Source organism: Sporosarcina sp. FSL K6-1508 (assembly GCF_038007465.1).
Lineage (GTDB): Bacteria > Bacillota > Bacilli > Bacillales_A > Planococcaceae > Sporosarcina > Sporosarcina psychrophila_B.
This window is the reverse complement of sequence record NZ_JBBOXF010000001.1, coordinates 186,328-207,334: the sequence shown is the minus strand read 5'-3', so window position 1 is coordinate 207,334 and position 21,007 is coordinate 186,328. Positions and strand designations below refer to the sequence as shown.

The 21,007-nt window shown below is 39.4% G+C and carries 21 protein-coding genes and 2 pseudogenes; 14 read left to right on the top strand and 9 right to left on the bottom strand.

The window, feature by feature from the left end; translation table 11 throughout:
- Positions 1-369: 369 nt before the first annotated feature.
- Positions 370-1,146 carry a conserved phage C-terminal domain-containing protein gene (locus MKZ11_RS00860; RefSeq protein WP_340792190.1) on the bottom strand — a complete coding sequence of 259 codons (777 nt, stop codon included), beginning with the start codon at positions 1,144-1,146 and terminating at the stop codon, positions 370-372.
- 431 nt (positions 1,147-1,577) lie between these two features.
- On the opposite strand from MKZ11_RS00860, the gene MKZ11_RS00855 reads away from it, so the two are divergent.
- Positions 1,578-1,844 (top strand): hypothetical protein, encoded by a 267-nt coding sequence (locus MKZ11_RS00855; RefSeq protein WP_340792189.1) that lies wholly within the window; start codon positions 1,578-1,580, stop codon positions 1,842-1,844.
- A gap of 88 nt (positions 1,845-1,932) precedes the next feature.
- Here the strand turns inward: MKZ11_RS00855 and MKZ11_RS00850 are convergent, their stop codons facing one another.
- The 3 genes from MKZ11_RS00850 to MKZ11_RS00840 all read right to left on the bottom strand — a co-directional run bounded on the left by MKZ11_RS00850 (position 1,933) and on the right by MKZ11_RS00840 (position 2,642).
- A complete protein-coding gene (locus MKZ11_RS00850) occupies positions 1,933-2,061 on the bottom strand; it encodes a YvrJ family protein (RefSeq protein WP_340792188.1) in 129 nt (42 codons plus the stop codon).
- Between the two features lie 74 nt (positions 2,062-2,135).
- Complete coding sequence (locus MKZ11_RS00845) at positions 2,136-2,354, bottom strand: DUF2922 domain-containing protein (protein WP_340792187.1); 219 nt, start codon at positions 2,352-2,354, stop codon at positions 2,136-2,138.
- A gap of 66 nt (positions 2,355-2,420) precedes the next feature.
- Complete coding sequence (locus MKZ11_RS00840) at positions 2,421-2,642, bottom strand: DUF1659 domain-containing protein (RefSeq protein WP_340792186.1); 222 nt, start codon at positions 2,640-2,642, stop codon at positions 2,421-2,423.
- Between the two features lie 52 nt (positions 2,643-2,694).
- Between MKZ11_RS00840 and MKZ11_RS00835 the strand changes: the two genes are divergently transcribed.
- The 6 genes and pseudogenes from MKZ11_RS00835 (at position 2,695) to MKZ11_RS00805 (ending at position 9,649) form a co-directional block, all read left to right on the top strand.
- Complete coding sequence (locus MKZ11_RS00835; RefSeq protein ID WP_340792185.1) at positions 2,695-2,979, top strand: hypothetical protein; 285 nt, start codon at positions 2,695-2,697, stop codon at positions 2,977-2,979.
- A gap of 69 nt (positions 2,980-3,048) precedes the next feature.
- Positions 3,049-4,259 (top strand): annotated as a pseudogene (locus MKZ11_RS00825) (IS3 family transposase).
- Between the two features lie 1,194 nt (positions 4,260-5,453).
- Positions 5,454-6,386 carry a 5-dehydro-4-deoxyglucarate dehydratase gene (gene kdgD, locus MKZ11_RS00820; protein ID WP_340792182.1) on the top strand — a complete coding sequence of 311 codons (933 nt, stop codon included), beginning with the start codon at positions 5,454-5,456 and terminating at the stop codon, positions 6,384-6,386.
- A gap of 9 nt (positions 6,387-6,395) precedes the next feature.
- Positions 6,396-7,856 carry an alpha-ketoglutaric semialdehyde dehydrogenase GucD gene (gucD, locus tag MKZ11_RS00815; RefSeq protein ID WP_340792181.1) on the top strand — a complete coding sequence of 487 codons (1,461 nt, stop codon included), beginning with the start codon at positions 6,396-6,398 and terminating at the stop codon, positions 7,854-7,856.
- Positions 7,857-7,980: 124 nt separating this feature from the next.
- Positions 7,981-8,940 (top strand): ornithine cyclodeaminase family protein, encoded by a 960-nt coding sequence (locus MKZ11_RS00810; protein WP_340792180.1) that lies wholly within the window; start codon positions 7,981-7,983, stop codon positions 8,938-8,940.
- A 19-nt stretch (positions 8,941-8,959) separates the two neighbouring features.
- Positions 8,960-9,649, top strand: a complete 690-nt coding sequence (locus MKZ11_RS00805) for a FadR/GntR family transcriptional regulator (protein WP_340792179.1) — start codon at positions 8,960-8,962, stop codon at positions 9,647-9,649.
- A 118-nt stretch (positions 9,650-9,767) separates the two neighbouring features.
- Here the strand turns inward: MKZ11_RS00805 and MKZ11_RS00800 are convergent, their stop codons facing one another.
- Positions 9,768-10,691 carry a LysR family transcriptional regulator gene (locus tag MKZ11_RS00800; protein ID WP_340792178.1) on the bottom strand — a complete coding sequence of 308 codons (924 nt, stop codon included), beginning with the start codon at positions 10,689-10,691 and terminating at the stop codon, positions 9,768-9,770.
- Positions 10,692-11,136: 445 nt separating this feature from the next.
- Between MKZ11_RS00800 and MKZ11_RS00795 the strand changes: the two genes are divergently transcribed.
- From MKZ11_RS00795 to MKZ11_RS00775, 5 genes are all read left to right on the top strand, one after another.
- Positions 11,137-11,598 carry a RidA family protein gene (locus MKZ11_RS00795; RefSeq protein ID WP_338655320.1) on the top strand — a complete coding sequence of 154 codons (462 nt, stop codon included), beginning with the start codon at positions 11,137-11,139 and terminating at the stop codon, positions 11,596-11,598.
- Between the two features lie 44 nt (positions 11,599-11,642).
- The gene (locus tag MKZ11_RS00790) at positions 11,643-12,617 is read left to right on the top strand and encodes an aminopeptidase (protein ID WP_187045733.1); all 975 of its coding nucleotides are present in this window, start codon (positions 11,643-11,645) and stop codon (positions 12,615-12,617) included.
- A 304-nt stretch (positions 12,618-12,921) separates the two neighbouring features.
- Positions 12,922-13,935 (top strand): TRAP transporter substrate-binding protein, encoded by a 1,014-nt coding sequence (locus MKZ11_RS00785; protein WP_340792177.1) that lies wholly within the window; start codon positions 12,922-12,924, stop codon positions 13,933-13,935.
- Positions 13,936-13,954: 19 nt separating this feature from the next.
- Positions 13,955-14,449 (top strand): TRAP transporter small permease, encoded by a 495-nt coding sequence (locus MKZ11_RS00780; protein WP_340792176.1) that lies wholly within the window; start codon positions 13,955-13,957, stop codon positions 14,447-14,449.
- Positions 14,446-15,753, top strand: coding sequence for a TRAP transporter large permease (locus MKZ11_RS00775; RefSeq protein WP_340792175.1), 1,308 nt, complete (start codon positions 14,446-14,448; stop codon positions 15,751-15,753). Before MKZ11_RS00780 ends, MKZ11_RS00775 begins: the two co-directional genes overlap by 4 nt.
- A gap of 620 nt (positions 15,754-16,373) precedes the next feature.
- Here MKZ11_RS00775 and MKZ11_RS00770 read toward each other — a convergent pair.
- A pseudogene (locus MKZ11_RS00770) lies at positions 16,374-16,855 on the bottom strand (lyase family protein); the annotation flags it as partial.
- Between the two features lie 18 nt (positions 16,856-16,873).
- Here MKZ11_RS00770 and MKZ11_RS00765 point away from each other — a divergent pair.
- The gene (locus tag MKZ11_RS00765; RefSeq protein WP_340796873.1) at positions 16,874-16,960 is read left to right on the top strand and encodes an arginase family protein; all 87 of its coding nucleotides are present in this window, start codon (positions 16,874-16,876) and stop codon (positions 16,958-16,960) included.
- 353 nt (positions 16,961-17,313) lie between these two features.
- Here the strand turns inward: MKZ11_RS00765 and MKZ11_RS00760 are convergent, their stop codons facing one another.
- The gene (locus MKZ11_RS00760) at positions 17,314-17,796 is read right to left on the bottom strand and encodes a sigma-70 family RNA polymerase sigma factor (protein WP_340792174.1); all 483 of its coding nucleotides are present in this window, start codon (positions 17,794-17,796) and stop codon (positions 17,314-17,316) included.
- A 247-nt stretch (positions 17,797-18,043) separates the two neighbouring features.
- Between MKZ11_RS00760 and MKZ11_RS00755 the strand changes: the two genes are divergently transcribed.
- On the top strand, positions 18,044-18,538 hold the full coding sequence (locus MKZ11_RS00755; RefSeq protein WP_340792173.1) for a competence protein ComK: 495 nt from the start codon (positions 18,044-18,046) through the stop codon (positions 18,536-18,538).
- Positions 18,539-19,328: 790 nt separating this feature from the next.
- On the opposite strand, the gene MKZ11_RS00750 is transcribed toward MKZ11_RS00755, so the two are convergent.
- Both MKZ11_RS00750 and MKZ11_RS00745 read right to left on the bottom strand, forming a co-directional pair.
- On the bottom strand, positions 19,329-20,390 hold the full coding sequence (locus tag MKZ11_RS00750) for a permease (protein WP_445327018.1): 1,062 nt from the start codon (positions 20,388-20,390) through the stop codon (positions 19,329-19,331).
- A gap of 242 nt (positions 20,391-20,632) precedes the next feature.
- On the bottom strand, positions 20,633-21,007 hold the full coding sequence (locus tag MKZ11_RS00745; RefSeq protein ID WP_340792171.1) for a carboxymuconolactone decarboxylase family protein: 375 nt from the start codon (positions 21,005-21,007) through the stop codon (positions 20,633-20,635).

Genomic DNA, 21,007 nt, shown 5'->3' with positions numbered 1-21,007 from the left:
GGGAGGAGTATCTAAGGTGATTTGACAAATAACCTTGCATTTAATGCTATAGGTAACGTGCTTATAAGTAAAGTGAGTGTTTAGTTTACTTGCTGAAATGGTAGCATGTTCCCTTTAAAACGGATGAATCGGTGACTTTATACTTACTGGAATTTAGGCAATTAAATGGAGGTTCGTTTTTCATGAGTAAATTGTGTCAGAATTGACTGGGTGACAGGTACATTCTGAAGAACAACATACCGCGAAAAGTAAATAACGTTAATTGCCTGAATAGTGTCAGAGTTGACTTGGTGACTGTCACCCCGCGTTATTCTACGCCAACATCGTTCCTAACACACTTCTTTCAATCTGCTCCTGACACGCTATCCGTTACGCCTCCCCTTTGCTAAAGTCTAATTCAAGTGGCTTTGGCGGACTGCTTTCCGGCAAGTCACTGACCCTCGATTCTTCCAAATAGTTTTCAAAATTCGTCGCATTGAATAATGTGGAAGGACGTAAATACTTCTGCCAATGTGGATCATCCAGCCAGTTCTTCGCTTTCGTGTCAATGACCTTTTTGCAATCCGCCACTGTGTACCCTTCAGAGAAGCGTCCCTTCACCAATCGTGCTGTCGCCTCCGAGGATGCTTTGAATTGCTTGTTTGCTTTATCATTTAAGTACTCAATGACAGATACAACGTCGAGATCGTTCTCGACAAGGTTTTTTTTAATACTCTTAACCTCTTTGGTTATTGCTAGGGGCATTTTGCCCTCAGTAGAGGGGGCAATCTGCACTTCCTCTTGGGGTGATTCTGCCGTCATCGAAGGCGCAAGTTGCACCGACTGCCCTTGCAGCATTGTATAATTGATGCGGTACCATTTTGTCTTGTCCATTTTCATCCGATTATACTGAGAGGTTGAAATGATATAGCCGCTCTCTTCCAGTTTACGAATCGCTCTTTTAATCGTATCGACAGACCAAAATGGGAACTCTTCGTTTCTCCACTCTTCATATGTTCTGTAAACCCACTTATGCCCATCCCGCACATTCGGCGAGATGAGCGATCTAAAATGCAGTTGCTGAAGTAAAACAGCCGCGTTTAACCCTACTTGCATAGCAAGCGAGGGAAGCACTTGAAGCGGCGACTCTTTAATTAATAAAATCATCACGAAACCTCCTCTGGTCGAATGAAGTACATACACATTTCTGCCTACTACATATGTTGAAAGAATCCTCTCAACAACGCTCGGTGCTTGGGGATGCCTCCTGCAATAAGCCAGTGAGGCGCCTTCGCTGAAGATTATATAGAATCATTAGTTCAACATATATAGCGAGTGTTTTTGGACGATAGCACGACATCTTTTGCCTAGACGAAAGATGCTTTCACTCTCTATATAGACAATCCATTCGAAAGGGGATACAACTTGATGAAATTTATTTTTTCTTCATGATGGTAATGATTGCGTCCGTAAGAATTAATTTTAGATACAATACTATTGAATTATTCAGATATCATGGTACTATTTACATGTAGTGTGAATTCTATTTTTAGATGTATATAGTAAATACTGCAAATAAGAAAAGAGGCCATAATACTATGAAAGCTTATATCATTTTAGAAAACAACAAAGATACACAAGGGCTGATCAATCATCTTAGCGAGAAAGACAATGGGACGATTACCGTCGTTGACGAATGTCTTGAAAATGTGTTATCTAAAAGAGGTGAAGCAACCTATGTAAATGGGACTTATGTAGATAGCGTCAAGGACATGGATCTCCCATTTGTGTATTACCACTATATCGAACCAATTCATCGAAGGGACGCGCGGAAATGGAGACGGAGTTTAAGTAGTGAACGGTAAATCCGAGACATTTTAAATCGGGTTGTCCCATAAGTCGGGGGATTACCGACCTGTGGGACAACTCTTTTTATAAAATGGTAGGTACCTTTCACTTCATTTTTAAGGTAACTAAAACATCATGGATCGCGACGAGTTTTGTTTCGAGCCGGTGCAAAAGATAGAATGATACAAATATCGGAAATCCGAGTTCCTGTATAAGACTCATCCATTGTTCCATGCCCTTGCCTCCTCTCCCTATACACAAAAACCGGTCCCCAGTCCGAAAACTGGTGAACCGGTCATTGCATCCTGTTAGCCATTTACAAGTTCAGTTACATTTCGTTCTACAATTCGTGCTCCCGCTGCCGATGCGAGTGGAGCACCGTTCAATTCGAATACATCTGAAGCGATGATTTCCTGCATTGCCGCCTCTACGTTTTGCTCGGTCAAATCCGCACGGGGTTCATCCACCGTCATTGTTACCTTTTTACCGGATGCTGTGTTGAAGTTTAATTGTAATGTTTTGGCCATCTTTTATCCCTCCTTTTTTGTTGTCTAGCTTCAGCGCCTCTACCCAGGCGTTTCCGCATTTCCTAATTAGTCAATTACGCTTGATGTCTCGATGATTTCCGCTCCGATGAAAGGGAAATCCGATAGCTGGGCAAGTTGCTCCAGCGCTTTGTACAAGTTTTCGGCTTGTACATTTTCCTTGATATTGCGGTACGTTTTCGATTTACGGATGAGCTTGCCGTCCTCCGTCAAACCTCCGTCGAAGTAAACCTTGCCGGCCGCCTGTTGAAATTCGATTGTTGCTGCCATGTGATCACCTCCTCTCACCCTTTATATAGAGTAAAAGGGAGGGAAAGGAGACATGGATTGTAAAAATTATTATGATATTGGTTTAGAGCAATGGATTTCAGGTATCTATGTATCGAGATTCCAACGAAACTTTGGACGTGTCCAACAAACTATGAAATCTCTCCAACTAAATCTCCAGAGTGTCCAACGAAAAGTCGGAGATGTCCAACAAACCGGGGAGTGTCCAACAAACCCCCAGAAGTGCCCAACGAAAAGTCAGAGATGTCCAACAAACGAGGAAGTTTCCAACCAAATTCCTGAAGTGTCCAACCAACTAGGAAAACTGAATGTAGTATAGAAAGTGGACACAATCCAATGAGCGTGTTTGGATGGAGAGAACAAACTAACTGAATGGAGCGTGTCCATTATGAAGAAACGAATAGATAATCAGCTGAAAGAGCATTTGGTCAAGCTGGTGGTGGAAGACGGAAGAAAACAGATTGAAATTTCACGGGAGATGGATGTGCCTGTCAGTACCTTGCGAAAGTGGGTAAGTCACCATCGAAAAGAACTGGAAGGAAAACGTAATGGGGAAGAACTTGTAACCCCTACCGAGCGGATAAGGCAGCAACGAGCGCTTGAAAAAGAAATCCAGGAACTGAAGGAAGAGAATGAAATCTTAAAAAAAGCCATGCACATCTTTTCAAAAAACCCGCAGTGATCTATTCATTTATTGAAAAGCATCGGGAAGAATACCGCGTGAATAGGATGTGCGAAGTTCTAAAGGTTTCAAAGAGCGGCTACTATAAATGGCGTGAAAAAGTACAAAGTGCCTCGCAGAAGAAAAAAGAAGGGGCATTAAAGTTAATCAAACAAATTTTTCACGAGAATCGGGAGGTCTATGGAAGCCCCCGAATCCAACGGATTATGAAGAAACAAGGGGTACCACTTTCAGAGAAGACTGTCTCAAACTATATGAGAGAGCTGAGTTTATGCGCTACAGTGCCTTTTCACTATACGGTGACAACTCAATCTAATCATGAACATCCGATTTATCCTAATTTGTTAAAACGAAACTTCCATGCGGATCATCCCAATCAAGTGTGGGTCGTGGATATCACCTATATCTGGACAAGTCAGGGGTGGCTATATCTGGCTACGGTGATGGATTTATTCTCTCGTAAGATCATTGGTTTTAACTTAGCGAACACCCTATCCACGAAGCTGCCTCAACTGGCGCTGGAGCGTGCTTTTCATTTCCGTTCCCCAGAAGAAGGGTTGATTCACCATTCAGATCAGGGCTCCCAGTATGCGTCTGTTGCTTATACTGGACTGCTTAAAGAGAAGCAGTGCCAAATCAGCATGAGTCGTAGAGGTGACTGTTACGACAATGCGTGTATTGAATCCTTCCATGCGACAATCAAGAAGGAACTGATTTACCGAATGAAGTTCAAGACACGAAAGGAAGCAGAGACGGCAGTGTTGGATTACATCATCTCGTTTTATAACGAGAAACGCATCCATTCCACGTTAGACTATGTCTCCCCTAATTTTTTCGAGTCACAGTATCAAGAATTGAAAGAGAAAAATGCCCAGAAACCACTCACAACTTTCGTGGAAGAGCAGTTGGCTTTTTAACTGCTCTTCCATGAAAGTACAGCAAGCGCAGCGCGGTAGGCTTTTTAAAATAACCGCTCATTAATTCATGTCCACTTTCTTGACAGAATACCAAAACCTTCCAACGAAACCTCCAGAGTGTCCAACGAAAAGTCAGAGATGTCCAACAAACAGGAAAGTGTCCAACGAACCCCCGGAAGTGTCCAACAAACTATGAAATCCCTCCAACGAAACCTTCAGAGTTTCCAACGAAAAGTCGGAGATGTCCAACAAACGGGGGAGTCTCTAATGAAACCTCAGAAGTGTTCACCCCCCAGTTCACAAACCTAATAAGACTAGTTAGAGCTGTCGATCAGTCTGTTGGATATACTTCTTTTCGTCGATAGAAAAACTCCTCAACTGCTACGTCATAATCCATAAATGCCTCGTCGAATAACGCCTTGTAAATGAGTTCTCGCAAGACACCTGAATAATAGCCGGGAAGATTCTAGATCATTTTCAGTCTGGTTGCCTGTACAGAAATACGCAGTGCTTGGAGTGCTAGTACTTCAAAGAGCTCACCTTTATTTGCATGAATGCTGAATTTTAACGGGAGTAGAGCACGAAATTGTAGCTTCGAGTGCTAGGAATGAATCTACTCTTTCATATTAAAAAGCAAGCACTCTTCTTCTATGACCATCATAGGGAAGCGACGCACAAATATCGGTAAGACGATTACTAAGCGATGAGATAAGTGACTTTGTCACTTATCTCATCGCTTGATTTCTAGGTAATTATGTAGTGTTCACTACGCCCAAAGCGAACCAGTAATGGCCAGTAGCAGCAGGCAACTCTTTGTGTTTTTCCTGTGTTTTCATTCAAACTAACATTAATTAGTTAATAATCCTCCAGAAATTCTGGGTTTTGTCAGGTTTAGTTCAACTTCAGATAAAATTCTGTATTTTTTACAAAATTCACGAACCGACTTATTATCTATAATCGCTTCACGTGCTATTTTCAGCCAGATATACATGAGACAACCTTAGCCCAAAATCACTGTTTCACTAATGATAGTAAAACTTCATAATTCAGTCCGAATTTTACTTATACGTTTGGTATAACAATTTGAATGTGGAGATATTATTTAAGCGTATTTTTAAAAGAGTTGACAGATAATTATTATTGTCTTACAATAAGACATATAGAATAAATACAATTTTGAGGGGTGGAATTAACATGAGTACATTTAGTAGGAGAGCACCAAAAGGAATTTTAGGGTTCCCAGTTGCTCCAATGGATGCAGAAGGTAAATTGGATTTACATGCTTTAGGTGAAAACATTGAGTTTTTAATTGATAATGGGTTGAAATCAGTTTTTGTCGCGTGTGGTGCAGGGGAATTACATGCAATAAGCAATGAAGAATATAGAGCAATGGTTGAAGTTGCAGCAGAAAAGACTAAGGGGAAAGTACCACTTTATACGGGTGTTGGTGGGAACATTACTTATGCTCTTGAACAAGCTCAAATATCTAAAGAACTTGGGGCTGAAGGTTACCTGATCTTACCCCCATATTTGATAGATCCTTCTCAAGATGGAATCTATAATTATTTGAGCAAAATCATAGAAAGTACAAATTTGAATGCAATTGTTTATCAACGTGATAACTGTGTTTTAGAACCTAAAACCTTGCAAAAACTATGTGAAATACCACAGCTCGTAGGCTATAAAGATGGAGTAGGTGATATGGAGCTAAATGTTGAGCTCACTCATTTGATTGGTGACCGCCTGGAGTGGATCAATGGAATGCCGTTAGCAGAAGTGACGATGGCGTCGTATGTAAACCTTGGATTCACTTCTTATTCATCGGCTATTTCCAACTATATCCCTCACATTTCCGCGAAGTATTATGATGCACTACTAAAAGGAAATGACGAAGTAATTCATGAATTGTATGAAGAAGTAATCTTTCCAATTCATCGTATTCGGAAACAGAAAAAAGGGTATGCTGTTTCACTTATTAAAGCGGGGATGCAAATCGTAGGCCTTCCTGTCACTACAAATGTCCGAGCACCTATCGCCCCTGTAGAAGAGGGGCATTATGAGGAGTTAAAATCGATTATTAATAATGCATTGGCGAAATACCCTACTCATGCCAAGGCTATAAACTAGGAGGTAATTATGAATACAACAACTGAATCTAAAACAACGACAATCTTAAATTATATTAACGGCGAATGGGTAGCTTCCGATACAGGCCAGACGGAGGTCAGTAAAAATCCTGCGATAAAAGGTGAAGTGGTCGGTTCGTATCAATTATCCTCAAGCAATGATTTTAATAATGCGGCAACCTCTGCTCGAATAGCGCAAAAAGCTTGGCGTAAACTAGCAGGAAGTGTTCGCGGAGAATATCTATTAAAAGCTGCTTCGATATTAGAGGAGCGTATTGATGACATTGCGACTACAATGACCCGAGAAATGGGAAAGACATTTACTGAGGCGAAAGGAGAAACTGCACGTGGTGTAGCTATCTTACGTTATTATGCTGGCGAGGGGATGCGGTCGATTGGAGACGTAATCCCTTCAACAGATAGCGAAGCACTTTTGTTTACAACACGCGTTCCGGTCGGAGTTGTTGGAGTAATTACACCGTGGAATTTCCCGGTCGCGATACCACTCTGGAAAATGGCCCCAGCACTTATTTATGGCAATGCCGTTGTTGTTAAACCTGCAAGTGAAACGGCCATTACATGTGCTAAAGTGATTAACTGCCTGCACGATGCAGGTTTTCCAGCGGGTGTTATCAACATGGTGACAGGCTCGGGTTCTAAAATTGGTACAGAGATGGTAAATCATCGTGAAATCGATGCGATTACGTTTACTGGGTCGAACACAGTCGGTAAACAACTGGCTCATAGCGCTGTTACAAGGGGAATTAAATATCAACTTGAAATGGGTGGGAAAAACCCAGTTATCGTTGCAAATGATGCGGATCTGGATTTGGCAGTGGAGGCTACAATCAGTGGTGGATTAAAATCTACTGGCCAAAAATGTACAGCAACAAGCCGTGTAATCGTTCAAAAAGAGGTATACGATAGATTTAAAGAAAAGTTGCTTGAAAAAGTGGCGGAAATTACTGTCGGAGACGGTCTTGAATCAGGTACATGGATGGGACCTTGTGCCAGCGAAGGCCAGTTGAATACCGTTCTTTCCTATATTGAAAAAGGAAAAGAAGAAGGGGCAACATTGTTATTCGGTGGAAATCGAGTACTTGAAAACAAAGGATATTATGTGGAACCAACCGTTTTTGAAAGTACTTCGCCAGATTTGACGATTGTCAGAGAAGAAATTTTCGGTCCGGTCCTCGCACTCTTGAAAGTGGATACACTGGAGGAAGCACTGGAACTGGCAAATGACTCGGAATATGGACTAAGTGCCTCTATTTTTACAACAAACATTGGGAATATGCTGTCGTTCATTAACGAAATGGATGCTGGATTAATACGAATCAATGCAGAAAGTGCAGGAGTTGAATTACAAGCTCCGTTCGGTGGTATGAAGCAATCCAGTTCTCATTCCAGGGAACAAGGTAGAGCTGCAATTGAATTTTTCACTTCTATTAAAACTGTATTTATTAAATAAAATCTAAGCAGAGGAGTTATGCGATGAAAAGCTAACTCCTCATTTTTACATGCCTTTTTTTAGTCGTTTATATCTATGCTGAAGTAGATGTATGTTAGCGAGGAATGATGAGAAGGGGGATAATATGGATTACATTAATGATCAAGAAATTAGGAGACTCATTTCGATGAGCGACATTATTGAAACGGTCGAAGCATATTATTTACAGGACGGGGAGGACCGTTCATTGCTCCCAGAAAGATTATTTATCAATGACGGTGAAAATTCGGCTTTGTTAATGCCTTCATTTTATGAGAATTATTATGGGGCGAAACTAATAGGGATTGCCCCTGATAATGTTGTAATCGGGGAAGCTACACTACGGGGGATTTTTCTATTAAGTGACAGAGAAACGATGAAGCCACTTGTTCTTATGGATGCCAGAACGATTACGGCAATGCGAACCGGCGCTGTAAGTGGTTTAGGTATGAAATACTTGGCCTCCAATAAAACAGATACAATTGGCATCATTGGCACAGGAGATCAGGGGTTTAGCCATTTGCAGGCAGCATGTGTAGTTCGGCCGATACAGCGCGCTTTAGTGTATAATCGTAGTAAGGGAAGACTAGATTCTTTTTTAGAGAAAGCCAAGGGTGAATTCCCATCCATCCAGTTTGAAGTTGCTGAACCTGAAACGATTTTGAAAGAGGCTCAATTGATTATTACAACAACGACTTCCGTTGAGCCAGTAATCCCCTACAACGGACAGATTGATATAACTGGAAAGCATTTCGCGGCTTCAGGTTCCTTTAAGTCATTTATGCAGGAAATTCCTGATACAATTATTAATGATGCTGATTATTTATTTGTTGACTCGCATGCCGCATTTACTGAATGTGGTGAAATGATTCAAGCAAAAAAGTTTGGCTATAATGAGGACATGGTTCCCGAACTGAAAAGTCTAGTCCAATGTGGTGTTAATGAAAACGTGAAGGACAGGACAACCATTTTTAAATCGGTAGGAGTCTCCATTTTCGATATCCTTACAGCGAAACTTATTTATGAAAGATACGATAAGAAAAACAAGAAGAAAGAATTAGGATAGTTTTGGGAGGAGGGGTGGTATGCAGGAATATAAAATGGATACTATCCGTAGAAGTACATTGTCACAACAGGTGCTAGAACAAATTGTACACCTGTTGATGAGTGGACAATTGAAACCGGGGGATAAGTTGCCGGCAGAAATGTCATTAATGAAGCAGTTTGATGTAAGCCGACCTGTATTACGCGAAGCACTGAGTTCATTGGAGACATTGGAGATCATTACGAGGAGACCACGTGGAGGTACATTTATAAATAACAAGGTCGGCAGTAATCCATTCAATGTTATGCTTGCATTATCTATTAATAATGTACCTGCCATCATCGAAGCGCGCATGGCCTTGGAATTGGGTTTGGTCACGATTGCAGCTGAAAAAATAACGGATGACCAACTTGAAAGGTTAAGGGAGACCATTGATTCCATACAAGAGAATGCGGACGGTGATTATGGTCGTTTAGATAAAGAGTTCCACAGGATTATTGCACAAAGTGCAGATAATCCTGTGGTTGAGGGAATGATTGATTCCCTGCTTGTAACACATGAAAAAACGGATAGCTTAATTAGCTATCGGGAACCGGAAATTACAATTGAGCATCATATCGCAATCTATGAAGCATTAAAAAGAAGAGATCCTTTTGAATCCTTTACACAAATGTATAAGCATCTTAGCTATGTGAGAAGTAAAATTTTGAAGGATTACGAAAAGAAGTAATTATACTAATAGTAAACGTCAACTAATGCCTGCAAGTTTAGATGGGCATTAGTTGACGTTTATTTATGTTCATACCAAATTCAAATGAATGGGTTTACCGTTACCCATTAAATTTCCTTCAGAGTGAAAGATCTTCATGTTTTTCATTTAAGAAATTTGCGTACTGGAGAATGAAATTGAAAAAAACCTCTATGCATGGTAATGTGGGGTGAATTTTTGAAGTAGCGAGATAAATATTTCTAAATGCATTAGGGTGATCAATAGGAATCTTTTTAATGGAGAAACTATCAAGAACATCCAGATCGGGTACGATTGCAATACAATTATTATGATTAGTAGAAACTAATCCAGCCATAGTGATTTCTTCCGCCATAGTACAAAAATGATTAGGTTTTTTAGAACAACTGGAAAAAAGTCGATTGATGAAACTTTGAATTTCTCCCGCTGACTCAGTATAACTGATAATTGGGTAAGGCAATAATTCTTCCATAGATAATGAAGTTTGATTTGCCAATGGATGATTTAAAGATGTGATACAAACCAAATTTTGCTTGAGAACGGGTGTGAAATTTATATCGGGTTCATTAGGCATATAGGTGCAAAATCCAAGATCCACGGAACCGTCTTTTATCTTTTTTATACTGGTCGCGGTATCGCATTGGTGGAAATTTATTGTAATATTTTTATGATTTTTATCGGCAAGAAAGTTTTTAATTAGTATAGGTACAAAATGATATCCCAGTACAAATAAGAAACTAAAATCGATGATCCCAGAATCCTTTTTCTTAAATTGATGTAGCAAATCATAACCGAGTTCAATTTCATGAAATCCCTTTGAAACATAAGAGCTTAACAATCTACCATACTTTGTCAGACGAACATTGCGGCCCTCTTTTTCAAACAGCGCAACCCCTAAATCTTCTTCCAGTATTGACATGGCACGACTTAAACTAGGCTGCGTAATGCAAAGGAATTTGGCCGCTTGTGTATAATGCTGGAATTCTGCCATTATCTTAAAATAGTAAAGATTATTAAAGTTCATGTCTATCTGTCCTCCTTATGTTTTTAAGCCTAAAATGTTTTATTCCTCGCTAGGTAGCAATCAACTGTTTATTGTGGTTTTTCCGTCTTCTAAAATTGATGAAAAAATGAATTGTCATTTACGAAAGAAAAAGTCAGTTTTATTGTCTTTACTTTCGAATGATTTCTAAAACTATACCAACAACCATAGATAAAAGCTATGTATTCAGGTAGAAATAAGTATTGGTAGTTATGTGATAATTCGTAGTATTATAAATGAAGAAGGGAAGATACGATAATGTTGAAACCCGCGGATGAATTAATAAAAGAATATCTTAGTATAATACGAGGCTTACGATGCTGTACAGCGCTCGAAATAATGCAATATCACAGCAGAAAGCAGATTGGTTCAAAAGAAAATTACTCGGAGTATTCTTATTGTTATTGGGTGGAAGGGAGAAATAATTATGGGTTATGAAGAAAGATTAGAGAACGAAGGATATAAACTTCCTGAACAAGTCAAACAAAGTAAGCGATTATTTGAGGGCGGAGTTAGAACCGGTAATTTGATTTTTGTATCAGGAAATGCTGCGAAGGTGGATGGCATTTTGAAGTATCAAGGAATTGTTGGTGACACAATTGCTATTGAAGAGGCCCAAGACGCAGCTAAGATTGCCTTCGTAAACTGTTTAGCAACAGTAAGGAATATGATGGGAAGCCTTGATGGTATTAAGAAAATTGTCAATATAAAAGGTTATGTGGCAAGTACAGCAGATTTCATTGAGCAGCCGGAAGTTATGGATGCAGTGTCTGCTTTGGTGAATGAAGTATTTGGTGAAGCGGGGAAACACAGTAGGGTTTCTATGGGAACAGCTTCACTTCCAGGAGGAACACCTGTAGAAGTTGAAATTGTTGTTGAAGTAAAATGATGAAGTCGTAAATTAAAAATTGACACAAAAAGGAGAAAAGAGCTATGAAAGAAATGCTAAAAGAAGTGCCATTGGGTATCAGACAATTGTTTACTAGTATTACACATTTAAAAGAAGGAGAAAAGGTACTTGTCATCACTGATGATAATAAAAAAGAAATCGGTGAGTTCGTATATAAATATGCTAAAATGTTTTTTGAAACAACTATGATTGTAATGACTCCAAGGGAAGGGCACGGTGCTGAACCTACGGAAGCTGTCACAGCAGCATTAAATAATTGTGATGTTGCGTTTGGTGCAACCACGATGTCTCTATATCATTCAAAAGCCCGTTTAGATGCAAGTAAAAATGGACGATTACGCTGGATTGGACTTCAGGATTATGCCCTTCATATGTTTGAGTCAGGAGGATTAACGGCGGATTTTGACGAGGTTACAAGGGTAGTTAATCGTGTGGCTCCTTTTTATAAAGGGAAAACGTTTACACTTACTGCACCTGGTGGAACCAATATGGTTTGTAGTATAGAAGGACGTGAGCCTGTTTTGGATCATGGAACGGCAATTGTGCCTGGAGCCGCTTCATTTCCTCCGAATGCAGAAGTTGCGTTGGGACCGGTTGAAGGGACGGCTAATGGCGTATTAGTATTTGACGGAAGTATTCCACATCCTTTATTAAACTTAATTGATGAGCCGGTCAAATGTATAGTGAAGGACGGGTTTATTACAGAAATATTGGGTGGGCGTGAAGCAGATATATTACGTAAACTCTTAGCTGATTTCAATGATCCGACAGTTTATAATATTGCAGAACTAGGTCTTGGATTAAATAAAGAGAATTTCCTCTGTGGGCATATGGCGCCGGATGAAGGTTCTTTTGGAAATATCCATATTGGTATTGGAAAGAATTTGAACTTTGGTGGTCATGTAAACTCCCCATTGCATTTGGATTTGGTAATTAAGACCGTGACCTGCGAGATTGATGATCGCTTCATTATGAAAGATGGCGAATTGCTAGTATAACTAGGTAAATCATTCACAAAGAAATATTAATAAAAAACCTCTTGATACCATAAGTTGTGCCCGTTTGATGGCGAAAAGAACAACTCTATGTACCAAGAGGTTTCTATATGGTTTGTAACTTATAAAAGCACTTAAATTACAAAAATGTCTACGCAGCATAATAAATCTACATACAAAGTAAGCGCTTACAAGATGTAGGCAAGGTGAAACATTTAGCAACTACTTCTTATTTAATCTATTAAGCTCTCTTGTTGCAAAGGAAGAATAGTGAGAGGTAACGAAATATTGTAAGGGGGATGATTGTATGAAAATGATAAAAAAATTTATAGCTGTCGTTCTATGCTTGTTTTTGATGCTAGTAGTGGCTGGATGTTCTTCTTCGGTTAGTGGTGAAGAAATAGGCAGAAAACGAATTATCAGCATAGCTACAGTTCAGCCGGAAAACCATTCCATCGTTCTAGGTTTGAATGCATTTAAAGAGTATGTAGAGGAAAAACTGGGCGACAGAATTGAAATAAAAATCTTTACCAATGGTGTAATTGGTGGAAATTCAGAGGCGCTTGAATTACTACAGATGGGATCCTTGGACATGGTTGTTACAAGTGGAAGCAATTTAGAAGCATTTGCTGATGAATATAAGATTTTCAGTTTACCTTATTTATTTAAAGATGAAGCAAGTTTTCGCAAAGTTATGGACGAAGAAGAATTTATAGACAAGATTTACGAGTCTACAACTGATAAGGGAATTCAGGGAGTTACTTGGTTTGCTAATGGTGTTAATAATTTCTATTCATCGAAAAAAATTGAAACACCGAAAGACCTGAAAGGCTTGAAAGTTCGTGTGCAGTCAAGTGAGGCCAACGTAAAGATGGTACAAGGCTTTGATGCAGCGGCAGTTGTTTTGGCATACGGTGAAGTCTATACTGCATTACAAAATAAGGTGATTGATGCTGGAACCAATCCTGAGATGGCACTTGTTAATATGAAGCATGGAGAGGTCGCAAAATACTATTCTCGGACAGAACATCAGATTTTTACAGATATGTTTGTGGCAAGTACAATATTTATGGATTCATTGACGGATGAAGAAGAAGAAGTTTTTCAAAATGCTTTCAAATTGAGTACCGAGGTTGCAAATGGAGAATGGGACAATCTTATTTCAGAAGCGATCGAGGAGGCAACACAGATGGGAGTAGAGTTTATTACAGTGGATAAAGAACCATTTGAAGAACTACAAAAGCCGGTAAAAGAAGAATTATTGAATGGAAACTCGGAATTGCAAAACCTGTATGACATAGTCCAAAAAATCCAGAACTAAATGAAAGGAGTGGATGATAATGGAGAAAATAAGAAGTGTTATGGATAAAGTTCTAGCAGCGATATGTGCACTATTATTAGCTTTTATGACTGTACTTGCGACGTACCAGGTAATTACGCGATACGTCTTCAAAGCTCCGAGTACAATGTCAGAAGATATGCTGAGTTATTCATTTGTTTGGGTATCCTTGCTAGGCGCTGCACTCGTCTTTGGACAAAAAGATCATATGAGACTATCCCTACTTTCAGATAAGTTTAAAGGAGCAAGCGGGCTTGTCTTATCAATTTTTACTGAATTGCTGATTATAGCGATTGCAGTAATTGTCTTTTTAGTCGGAGGAAAAGATTTTGTCGGAGTAGGTTCACTACAGACTTCACCTACCTTAAATATTACTATGGACTTTGTTTATGCAATTCTTCCACTCAGTGGTATTTTGATTATAATCTACAATTTATTAAATATTATTCAAGCTATCCAGAAATTTAACGATAGTGAAAAGGAGGAATTACAATGAGTGTAGCGGTATCAGCAGCTTTATTGATCCTTGTGACGATTGTTGTTCTACTACTATTGGGTATTCCAATTGGTATTACATTGATTGTTGCATCAATATTAGCTATTACGCAATCGTTGGGTTTTTCGGCAGCGGTTCCCTCCTCTGCATTAAAAATGTTTCAGGGGATTAATATCTTTACACTATTAGCAATACCTTTCTTTATTCTGGCGGGAAATATAATGAATAAGGGAGGCATTGCCCTTCGTTTAATCAATCTAGCAACTGCAATGACAGGGAGAATTCCGGGCTCATTAGCTCATACCAATGTAGTAGCCAATATGCTATTTGGATCAGTATCTGGCTCGGGAACAGCGGCTGTATCTGCAATGGGAACAATTATGAGTCCCATTCAAAAAGAGAAGGGCTATGATGAGGACTTTACAGCGGCAATTAACATCGCAACCGCACCTACTGGACTGTTAATTCCACCCAGTACTGCTTTAATAACCTACGCGTTGGTGAGTGGTGGAACTTCAGTTGCAGCTCTTTTTCTTGGAGGCATACTTCCAGGTATATTATGGGGTTTAAGTTGTATGGTTGTGGCTTATTTTTATACAAAGAAGAAAGGATATATCGATACAAAACCAATATCATTTAAGGAATTTATTAGAGTTACACTAGATGCAATACCAAGCCTGTTTTTGATTATTATTGTTATTGGTGGGATTGTTGGTGGTATATTCACTGCTACAGAAAGTGCCGCATTCGCAGTTGTCTACACCTTGCTTTTATCCACTATTTTTTATAAAACGTTAAAAATTAAAGAATTATATACAATTCTAGTTGATAGCGCGAAGTTGTCAGCGATTATTATGTTCTTAATCGGCGCTTCTAATATTATGGGCTGGGTCATGTCATTTACTGGAATCCCTAACATGATGGCTGATGTCATATTAGGGATTTCTGATAATCCTATCATTATCTTGTTGGCCATAAATCTTTTATTACTATTTGTAGGTACATTTTTGGATCTTACGCCTGCGATTTTAATTTTCACACCTATTTTACTTCCTGTTTGTTTAGCATTAGGTATGACACCTTTACATTTTGGAATTATGCTTACGTTTAATCTATGTATTGGAACGATTACCCCACCAGTAGGGAATATTCTTTTTGCCGGTATTAAAGTGGCCGATAGGAAATTGGAAAAAGTTATGCCACATCTTTTAAAGTTTTATGGAGCTATTTTTGTTGTTCTTATGCTGGTAACCTATTTCCCATGGTTTTCATCATTCTTACCATCATTAGCTGGATATCGTTAATATAACATTTGAAATGATAAACAAGGGGCTGTGTGACAAACAGCTCCTTATTTGTATACCAAGTATTGGCGCATTCTAATGGGGGTTAATGTTATATCCTCAGATCAGGCGATTAGACATCATTAGAAAAATGGCGGAAACTAATTTCATGCACAGTCACCGGCGTTTGTTATTGAAAATCACTGCATCCTCAATGTAAGCAATACATAATAGACTGCGACGAGTGACGGTCCACAATATTCGGTCCGATATATAGGACACCCGATAGTCGGGCAAGTTGCTTCGATATGTCTTCAGTTAAATTGTAATGGACAAACCATAGAAAAAGGGGGGGCGCCCGAAATATTATCTTCGGGCGCTTTGAAAATGAATAGAGAAGAATCTATTCATTCATATTGAAAGCAAGAGCTCTTCTTCTATGTTCATTATAGGGGAGCGAAGGTAAACTAATGGTAACACGATTACCGAAAAGAGCGCTAAAATAAGTGACGAAGTCACTTATTTTAGCGCTTGATTTCTCAGTAATCGTGTAGCGGGCACTTTGTCCAAAGCGAACCAATAATGGCTTGTAGAAAAAGGCAACTCACTGTATTTGTCTTGTTTTTTTATTCAAAGTATCTTTATTTAATCACCAGTCCTCCAGAAATTCCAGGGTTGGTCATTTCATAAGGATCTAAAATGAGGTTTAGTTCGTCTTCAGATTAAACCTCGTATTGTTTACAAAGTTGAGAACCGACTTATTATCTATAATCGCTTCACGTATTATTTTTGTAGCCGTTTCATATCCCATATGTGGATTAATGGCTGTAATAACGCCCACACTTTTTTCATCATAGTCTTTCATTTGTGTTTCGTTTGCCTCGATTCCTGAAACACAATAATTGGTAAATACCTGAAATCCATTTTTTATGATGTTAATGGAATGCAGTAAGTTGAAAATGAGTACGGGTTCCATGACATTCAGTTCCAGTTGACCAGCTTAGGATGCAAGACATATGGTGTTATCATTTCCGATTGTCTGAAAGGCATTTTGGTTAATGACTTCAGCCATTAATGGGTTTACTTTCCCTGGCATCATTGAAGATCCGGGTTGTCGGGATGGTTTGAGGCTATTGAGTATGTGGTTAGCAAGATCCGTGAAAAGGGTGCAATTCCAGCAATCATGGGTGGAGATCACTCAATTTCAATTCCAATTGCAAGGGGATAAAAAAACGAAGGAAAAGTAACGGTCATCCAATGTCTGTTTCTATTCAGAAAGCAAACGGTAATTGTATCGGTATATGGAAAAGGATTAGACATGAAATTGAATGTCTAATCCTTTTTTGTATTTAATTGTTCGTCATTAACTGCACTTTTATTGAAAGTCATTTGTGTTTGTGAAGTGTGCGTATTCTGTTAGGTAAGTTTTCATTGGAAGTAACCCCTTTATTCTTTATATAGAAGAAAATTGGAGGTTAGGATACGTCGGCGCGAAAAAGTTTTTTGCGTGCGGTGTTATTTGGGCAACTGTAATTGCATTAAAAAGAAGGCAACTGGATTAAACAGTTGCCATCCTTTTTCTTACACGAATTCACGTCTCAACTTCGCCAGTATCCGCTGCCTCCTCTTCTTTATTCCCGCAACGGTAATGCCAATTCTTTCAGCACATTCGCTAAGCGTGAACCCTTCGATGAATAACCAGTGAATAAGTTCTCGCTCAGTCGGATGCAATATGTCCAGCGCTTCTGCGAGCCCATTCGTTGCTCCATAATGGACATCGAATTCGGTCTCGATTATATACACCAAGGCCTCGTCCTCGATTTGCATTACATACTCCTCAAATTTGTTTTCCTTTTTTATTTCATCTAACATGGCGCCCCGAATGCTTCGATAGGCAAACGGCGTGAAATTCCCTTTCGTTTCGTCAAAGCGGTTCCATGCATGCCATAAAGCGACCCTGGCTGCTTGCCTGAAACTGTCATGATCACGGTAAATATTCAGTTTGCGGAGAGATGCGGATATCATTGGTTCGTACTTATTCAAAACGTCTTCAAAGTTCAACATTTGAGCGGCCTTTCAGACCGTGCACGATGCTTTGTATTCCCGGGTGACTACATCGTAGTTCATTCGAAATAGGGAATCCAATGCGCATACGTGATGTTTGGCATGCCGTATGTGATGAACGAGAGAGTCGTAAATGACATATGAACTACTAAAATTGTATTATTCACCATTTTTAATTAATTTTGACTATGAATTGGTATAGGGAAATGGTAATGTATATATAACAGAGAAAAAGGGGGATTTTAACTTGCTAAACTGTGATTCTTATTTAATTGATGGACGAGTATTGGCGCTTAAATCAGTTTTCACTGGGGACTATCAATCCAAAATCATAACAACGCATGGCACATATTTTTCTAAATTGACACCAACAAAACTACTGGATCAGGCGTGCCTTCATAATTTATCAACGAGAGAGGGGCGTATAAACGCTGTATCGACTGTGATGAAATATTCTAAGAAAACGCCGTTTATTATAGCACCAAACGAAATCGGGGTTTTCCCGACGGAATCGCCAAAAAATCCGGATTGTGTCTGGATTTTTAATCATCGGCTCAACGTCGAGGAAGTTGCAAAGGGGAAATCAGTTGTAACGTTCATGGACGGGACATCTATTCAAGTAAAAGTCTCGAAAAACGTCATCTTAAAGCAAAAGCAACGCCTGCACACGCTGATGAGCATAAGTTACTTGATGCAACAGGAAAAGGAATTATATGGGGCGAAAGTGAAACGATTACAATAAGGGCGAGCAGATGGTAACTATTCTGAAAGTACCCTAAAATGTATGGAGAAATGTATGGTTTTACTCACATTTGTTGATTAGTTCACTATTCCCAATTAAAGTGGGGGAGTAAGGTAGTTTTCGTTGGATTCTGGATCAATTTCAGAGACGCTTTGCGCAACACGATTCTGAAAGTAAACTAAAACTACATAATAATAGAATGAAGACCAGACAAGCTGTTGGATGTCTGGTTTTTGTGTATGTATAAATTGCTTGTCTTTTTGTCAAGCGCAGCTGCCTTTCATTTAGTGTATCCACTTAAAGTTGTTGACTATATAGCTGACTTTTTGAATTTCATTTATTTAGAGTGAAGAGAAAGGAAAGGATACATGGATTGTAAAATTTATCATGAAGTCGTTTACAGAACTAAATTTAAGGTAACTATGCATGACAGTATTTAGAAAGCAAACCCCAATTGTATACTAATAGCATAACGGTCAGATATACAGGCGAATACCTGGTTTCTGTGTATATTTATTCGAATGTGTTGGTTGTCATTACGTTCACCGCAGGTAGCTTCCACCAATAAAATAAACGTTAAAGCATATGTATACCTGTCACCGTTTCCACTAAATCTTGCTGCAAGGCTAATAAGACTATTTAGAGCTGTTGCTTAGTATACTTAGCCAACTAGTTGAATTGCTTGCGCTTGCGCCTAACACGAATACAATGTGTCTTGTATTCCGATAAAAAAACGCCAGTGCAAGAGACATATTTCGTCCCGTGCATAGGCGTTGCGAATAACTATCCCTTATAAAATATACATACCAATCACACCGCATAGTATTCCTAGCAATACCACGGATCCTGCTACAAAAAACAAGACTCTTTTAGGGAAGGACTTTGCAACTAACAACAGGGATGGCAGACTGATAGAGGGTAATGTGATTAAGAGTGCTGCAGCCGGACCACCGCCGAGCCCAAAGGACATGAACGTTTGGATAATAGGAATTTCCGCAGCTGTCGGAATCACAAACAACATACCTGCAATTGCAAAAATGATAATTGTAAAAATGGTATTGGCAGAGGCTTCGCTCACATGCGGGAATAACCATACACGAACTGCCCCCATCAATAGAACGGATAGGATATAGGCCGGAAGAATATACAAAGTCATTTTTCCTAAGCTTTTCATCCATCTCGAAATGAAGGAGCCTGTCTCCTCTACATCCGCTTCTTTCATGATTTTATCGATATCCACCTGTTTTACAGCAGGCACAAAACGATTGGCCAGATAGCTGACACCAAAAGTCAAAATTACACCGAACACCAGGCGGAGTAAAGTGAATTTCCAAGATAAAACAAATGTCATGAAAATCAGCGTGGCGGGGTTCAAGGTCGGGTTGCCGAGCCAAAAAGCAAGGCTAGCCCCGACAGAGACATTTTTCTTGCGTAATCCAACAGCAACCGGTGCAGCACAACAGGTACACATCATGCCTGGAAGTGAAGAAAGGCCTCCAATTGCCGTGCTGCCAAATGAAGTTTTTCCAAGTACTCTGAGCAACCAGTTTGCCGGCAACAATACCTGCACCAAAGATCCCAATAGAATACCTAAAACAGCTGCTTTCCAAACGGAATTGAAATAGACCAAGGCATAAGACCAAGCGCCTTCCCAAGAGAAAGTTCCTGACGCAGACGGATCGCCCAAAATGGAATCCCCGATTGAATGAGAATTAATGGCCAAAATGCTTTTGCTATAATACGGAATCCATTTCAAATAGGCCAATCCCGCAATGGCAATCAACAAAAATATCAAAATGTAAACAATCGTCTTTTTGGAACGGGGCGATTGAGAAGGTAATGAATGATTCATCTGTACATCTCCCATGAAAATAAAATAACTTGCTAATTATAGCACTATATTAAACAAACGGGGGAGTCTCCAACGAAAAAATAGAGGTGTCCAACAAAACCGGGAAGCGTCCAACCAATCTCATTACAATAGAAAAACCAGAAAAATTGAAAAAAGTGTCTGGTTTTTTGTCTGTTTTTTTAGAATGTGTAAATTATTAATCTTTGTACCAAGCCCAGCTAGCCTTCTGACACCGACAAAATCTATTCATTCTTATCAAAAATCTCCCCAGCGATTCCCATTGCCTGGACGGCTTTTGGGAAGCCGACATAGCCGGCACAATGGATAATGACTTCGATAATTTCTTCTTTTGAGAGGCCGACGTTCAGGGCTGCCTGCAAGTGAACTTTAAGCTGATCAAAAGCGCCCTGTGTGATTAGTGTAGTGAGTGTTATGATTTCCCGTTGTGAGAGGGAAAGACTTTTTCTAGCGTACAGATCGCCAAAGCCGAAGGATACAATCATCTCCCAAAAGTCAGGTGAAATCTTTTTCATTCCTTCCATGCCCGTACGTACATCTTGGGAGAATAATTCCTCCATTGCCTTTAAACCGGACTCGTATCGTTTGTTATTTTCCAT